Origin of the sequence: Mycobacterium sp. 1245801.1, from assembly GCF_001673055.1 — a bacterium.
Taxonomy (GTDB): domain Bacteria; phylum Actinomycetota; class Actinomycetes; order Mycobacteriales; family Mycobacteriaceae; genus Mycobacterium; species Mycobacterium europaeum_A.
Genome location: NZ_LZKY01000278.1, coordinates 1 through 4,967 on the forward strand (window position 1 = coordinate 1; position 4,967 = coordinate 4,967).

Sequence of the window (4,967 nt, forward strand, 5' to 3'; positions counted from 1 at the left end):
ACCGGCGGGACGCTTTCGAGGACCGTGCGCATCGCCGTCGCCTGGTCGGCGGGCCAGCTGGGCTGCTGGGCGGCCGGTTTGGCCAGTGCGGCGTCCAGCCGCGCCCGCAGATCGGTCGGCAGCGGCGGCAGCGGCGGCAGCTGATCGATCGGTATGTCGACGGTCCAGTTCATCGGTCCATCGTAACCGCGGCGCGGGGGTCCCTGGTCAGGGCTGATCTGCGGGAACGCGGCCCGGCCGGGTGCGTCCCGCCGGCGTCTCAGTCCCCACCGGTGATGAGCCGGTATCTGCGGAGTTGATCGCGCGCGTCGACCAGCGCGTCGTGCGCGTCGGACGATCGGGGCGGCATCCGTGGGCTGCCCCGGTCCTCCCACAGTTGCCGCAGCTCACGGGTGAAGCGCGGGATCGCTCGCGGCAGCTCCGGCATGGTGCCCCACAGCTGACACAAGGCCACGTGGTCGTAGGCCGCCACCCACGCCCACAGCTCGATCGGCTCGGCGGCCGCCCGCCCGGAATTCAGGCCGAAGAAGTCCTCCAGGTCCTCCCGGATCTGGCGGCGCGAGCGCCACAGCTGCGACGCCGGAGGCGGCAGCTTGGGCAGCACGTTGGCGCGCACCCAGGGCCCGGCGCGCTCGGGGTCGAATTCGGTGGACACCGCGTAGTACTCGCGGCCGTCTTCGGCGGCCACCCCGATCGAGATCAGCTCGATGGTGCGGCCGTCCTCGATGAATTCGGTGTCGTAGAAGTACCGCACCGGAGAAAGCCTAGACGGGCGACGATGAGTGCCGGCACGGCACGAAAGAGGAGCCGGTCCATCGGCCTAGACCGGCGACGATGAGTACCGGCACGGCACGAAAGAGGAGCCGGTCCATCGGCCTAGACCGGCGACGATGAGTACCGGCACGGCACGAAAGAGGAGCCGGTCCATCGGCCTAGACCGGCGACGATGAGTACCGGCACGGCACGAAAGAGGAGCCGGTCCATCGGCCTAGACCGGCGACGATGAGTACCGGCACGGCACGAAAGAGGAGCCGGTCCATCGGCCTAGACCGGCGACGATGAGTACCGGCACGGCACGAAAGAGGAGCCGGTCCATCGGCCGGGAAGCCGGCTACCGACTGATCAGGATGGGCCCGGTGGGCGCCGGCGCGGGGTGGATCTCGTGGTCGAGCGTTGCGTCGACGGTGCGTTCGTCGGGCAGCCGCGGTGTGCCGGCGATGGCGCACTGCAGGTACAGCTTGGCCCGCACCACCGGGCGGCGCAGTCTCCGCTCGCGTTGCAGCGCGCGGCGCATCTTGTCCGGTTGCGTCGAATACCGCCACCGCGCCCACGGGGCGTGCGGGCGCGACAGCCGGATGGCGCCGATCACCAGCAGGATGACCAGGAACATGCCCAGCAGGCCGGTCCACACCTTGCCCTTGAGCACCACCACGACGGCCAGGGGCAACGTCAGCGCCATGGCGCTGGCCACCATGGCCCGCAGCAGTGCCGAGTCGGCGTTGTGCCAGATCGGCAGGAAAAACATCAGCGGGTGCAGACCCATGATCAACAGCCCGGCCACCGCCACCGCGGCGAACACCGCGTCCACCGAGGTGCGGCCGTCTTCGGACCAGTACACGTCGGACAGGTGCAGGATCAGTGCGTACTCGTCCAGAACCAGGGCGGCGCCGATCCCGAAAAAGGCTGCCGCGATGGTGAATTCGGGTTCATGCCCGTCGATGGCCAGCGTGACCAGCGTCAGGCCGGAGAGCAGGGTCAGCACCACCCCGAAGGTCACGTGGTGAATGTGCACTCCCCCGACGTGGACGTTGCGCGGGTGCCACCACCGGGTGGGCCTGCCGTTGTCCGCGCGGTGCCGGATCAACCGCACGAACGTCCGCGTGACGAAAAACGTCAGGATGAAGGCGACCAGGCAGCACAGCAGCGGCAGGTGCCCGCGGTCGTACACGTCGTGGGCAAACCATCGGGTCACCTCGGACACGAACGAATGGAGCACTCTTGAAAGCTACGCCTGTCTGCGCCGGGCAGGTGGGACCCGCGCTGCACCAGGCGGGTCGGGGGCCGCGCACCCATTACGCTGTGGTGCGACATGAGTACACGGCAGGCGCCCGGCGTGGGCTTGGCAGGCAAGCGGGGCCCCGGGTGGGTGCTGGGGTGGGGGCTGGCGTGGCTGACCGCCGCCGCGGGGCTCAGTTATGCGGCGTGGCAGCTGTTCGGGCACACGCCCTATCGCATCGACATCGACGTCTATCAGATGGGCGCGCGGGCGTGGATGGACGGCCACCCGCTGTATCGCGGGGACGTGCTGTTCCACACGCCGATCGTGGATCTGCCGTTCACCTATCCGCCGCTGGCGGCCATCGTGTTCTGCCCGTTCGCCTGGATGCACATGCCCACCGCCAGCGTCGCGATCACCGCCCTGACACTGTTGCTGCTGGTGGTGTCCACGGTGATCGTGCTGACCCGCCTCGACGTCTGGCGCACCTCGGCGACGCTGCCCGGTCCGGCCTGGCTGCGCCGGTGGTGGCTGGCGATCGTCGCCGCGGCGGCGGCGACGGTCTGGCTGGAACCGATCAGCTCGAACTTCGCCTTCGGCCAGATCAACGTGGTGCTGATGACGCTGGTGGTCGCCGACTGCGTGCCGCGGTGCACGCCGTGGCCGCGCGGGCTGCTGCTGGGCCTGGGTATGGCGCTGAAGCTGACCCCGGCGGTGTTCCTGCTCTATTTCCTGCTGCGCCGTGACACCCGGGCCGCGCTGACCGCGCTGGCGTCTTTCGTGGGGGCGACGCTGCTGGGTTTCGTGCTGGCCTGGAACGACTCGTGGGAGTACTGGACGCACACCGTGCACCACACCGACCGGATCGGTTCCGCGTCGTTGAACACCGACCAGAACATCGCCGGCGCGCTGGCCCGGCTGGGGCTCGGGCAGCAGGAACGCTCCCTGCTCTGGGTGGCCGCGTCGCTGCTGGTGCTGGCGCTGACGGTCTGGGCGATGCGACGGGTGTTGCGCGCCGATGAGCCCACGCTCGCGCTGGTCTGCGTCGCGCTGTTCGGGCTGGTGGTCTCGCCGGTGTCCTGGTCGCACCACTGGGTCTGGGTGCTGCCGGCGGTGCTGGTGACGGCGATCGTGGGCTGGCGGCGCCGCAACGCGGCGCTGATCGTGGTCAGCGCCGCGGGGGTGGCGCTGATGCGGTGGTCGCCGATCGACCTGCTGCCCAAGCACCACGAGGCCAGCGCGATCTGGTGGCGTCAGCTCGCCGGGATGTCCTATGTGTGGTGGGCGCTGGCGGTGCTCGTCACGGTGGGTGTCACCGTCACCGCCCGCGGATTGGCACGGGATGCGGCCCCGCAGCAGCTGGCGCCGGCTACCGCCGTCGGCTAACCGGCTGCGGTTTCGGGGATCCGGACGGCCTCGCCGTTGGCGGCGCCGTCGTCACCGCCCTTTTTTAGGCTCGCCGCGTAGATGTCGACGTATTCCTGACCGGACAGCCCCATCAGCTCATAGATCACTTCGTCGGTGACGGCCCGCTCGATGAAGCGGTTGCCGGCCAGCCCGTCGAACCGGGAGAAGTCCATCGGCTTGCCGAAGCGGACGGTGACCCGGCCGAACCGCAGCATGTTCGTGCCGGGCGGGTTGACGACGTTGGTGCCGATCATCGCGACCGGGATCACCGGAACACCGGTCTCCAGCGCCAGCCGGGCCAGTCCCGTCTTGCCCTTGTACAGCCGGCCGTCCGGTGACCGGGTGCCCTCGGGGTACATGCCCAGCAGCTTGCCCTGGCTCAGCACCTGCTGCGCCGTCGTGAGCGCGGCCCGGGCGCTGTCGGCGTCGGTGCGGTCGATCGGCACCTGGCCGACGGCGGTGAAGAACCACCGCTGGAACCAGCCCTTGAAACCGGTGCCGGTGAAGTACTCCGACTTGGCCAAAAACGTGATCCGGCGACGCACCACCAGCGGAAGGTAGAAGCTGTCCATCACCGCCAGGTGGTTACTGGCCAGTATCGCCGGCCCGGAACTCGGAACGTGTTCTAGGCCTTCGACTTTCGGGCGCCCCAGCAGTGACAGCAGCGGGCCGAGGAGCACGTACTTGAACAGCCAGTACCACATGGCCCTCCCTCTCGGCTATTCCCGCTGATGTTCTGCGCCAACTGTACCCATCCCCACCCGAACCGACCACCTGCGACGCAGGCGGCTCACTCCTCGAGCGTGACCGGGATGGGCTGATACCGGGTCCGCGATGCGGCGTCCGCGGGAGCGCCGGGCCCGCCACCGGGCGGACCGTCGGGCGGCGGTTCCGGCGCCGGGCCGCCGGACCGGTCGATGTCGTTGACGATGTCGCGAATCACCTCGAGCAGGGCGATGCTGTGGTCGGCGATCGCGGTGAGCAACGGGTGCTGGTCGCCGGTGGCCAGCGCGGCCAGCGCGCATACCGGGCACCACACCTGTTGGCACTTACCGGTGCCCACGCCCGCGCCGGCCGTCAGCGCCGCCGCCGCGCGCACCGCGGGGTCGATGCCGTCGAGGATCGTCTGGGCGAGCCTGCGCAGTTCCGGACCGATGTCGGAATGACCCCCACCACTCACTTCGGCCACACCTCCGGATCTGGTTGAAAACGCACCGTCAGTTCGCTACCCCGTAGGTGTGCGTCCAACACGGTGCACCGCCGAAGTACTGATGCCAACCTAACCCTGCGCCGCAATCCCCCGGCGCTGATGATCAGATCGTCATCGACGCGGCCCAGCGTCAGGCCCGACGGATCGAGTTGCGGCAACACCAGCCGCATCCGGTAGACGGACCCTAGTCCCGTCCCGGATTCGAGGTCCACGGTGGGCCGCAACGGACCCGGCGGCGCCGTGCCGCCGCGGCGCCGCGCCGCGTCGAGCAGCCCGCTCAGCGCCTTGGGGCCGATCGGCTCGCCGGACAGGTGCGGGGTCATCACCAGCGCCACCTCGCCGATGGTGGCGTCG

5 protein-coding genes and 2 pseudogenes are annotated in these 4,967 nt (G+C 69.7%); 1 reads left to right on the top strand and 6 read right to left on the bottom strand.

Translation table 11 applies throughout. The features are described from left to right. The 3 genes and pseudogenes from A5622_RS29260 to A5622_RS18055 all read right to left on the bottom strand — a co-directional run. Window positions 1–173: pseudogene (locus A5622_RS29260) on the bottom strand (3-deoxy-7-phosphoheptulonate synthase class II); the annotation flags it as partial. An 86-nt stretch (window positions 174–259) separates the two neighbouring features. Beyond that, window positions 260–754, bottom strand: coding sequence for a polyadenylate-specific 3'-exoribonuclease AS (locus A5622_RS18050; protein WP_066871683.1), 495 nt, complete (start codon window positions 752–754; stop codon window positions 260–262). 357 nt (window positions 755–1,111) lie between these two features. Next, on the bottom strand, window positions 1,112–1,996 hold the full coding sequence (locus A5622_RS18055) for a hypothetical protein (RefSeq protein WP_066880393.1): 885 nt from the start codon (window positions 1,994–1,996) through the stop codon (window positions 1,112–1,114). Between the two features lie 93 nt (window positions 1,997–2,089). On the opposite strand from A5622_RS18055, the gene A5622_RS18060 reads away from it, so the two are divergent. Beyond that, complete coding sequence (locus A5622_RS18060) at window positions 2,090–3,382, top strand: glycosyltransferase 87 family protein (RefSeq protein WP_066880395.1); 1,293 nt, start codon at window positions 2,090–2,092, stop codon at window positions 3,380–3,382. Here A5622_RS18060 and A5622_RS18065 read toward each other — a convergent pair. From A5622_RS18065 to A5622_RS18075, 3 genes and pseudogenes are all read right to left on the bottom strand, one after another. After that, entirely contained in the window at window positions 3,379–4,107 is a 729-nt protein-coding gene (locus tag A5622_RS18065; RefSeq protein WP_066862594.1) for a 1-acyl-sn-glycerol-3-phosphate acyltransferase, read from the bottom strand. The genes A5622_RS18060 and A5622_RS18065 overlap by 4 nt on opposite strands. A gap of 86 nt (window positions 4,108–4,193) precedes the next feature. After that, window positions 4,194–4,592: a hypothetical protein gene (locus A5622_RS18070; protein ID WP_066862597.1), complete on the bottom strand. Its 399-nt coding sequence runs from the start codon at window positions 4,590–4,592 to the stop codon at window positions 4,194–4,196. Continuing rightward, window positions 4,580–4,967: pseudogene (locus tag A5622_RS18075) on the bottom strand (ArsA family ATPase); the annotation flags it as partial. The pseudogene A5622_RS18075 and the gene A5622_RS18070, both read right to left, overlap by 13 nt.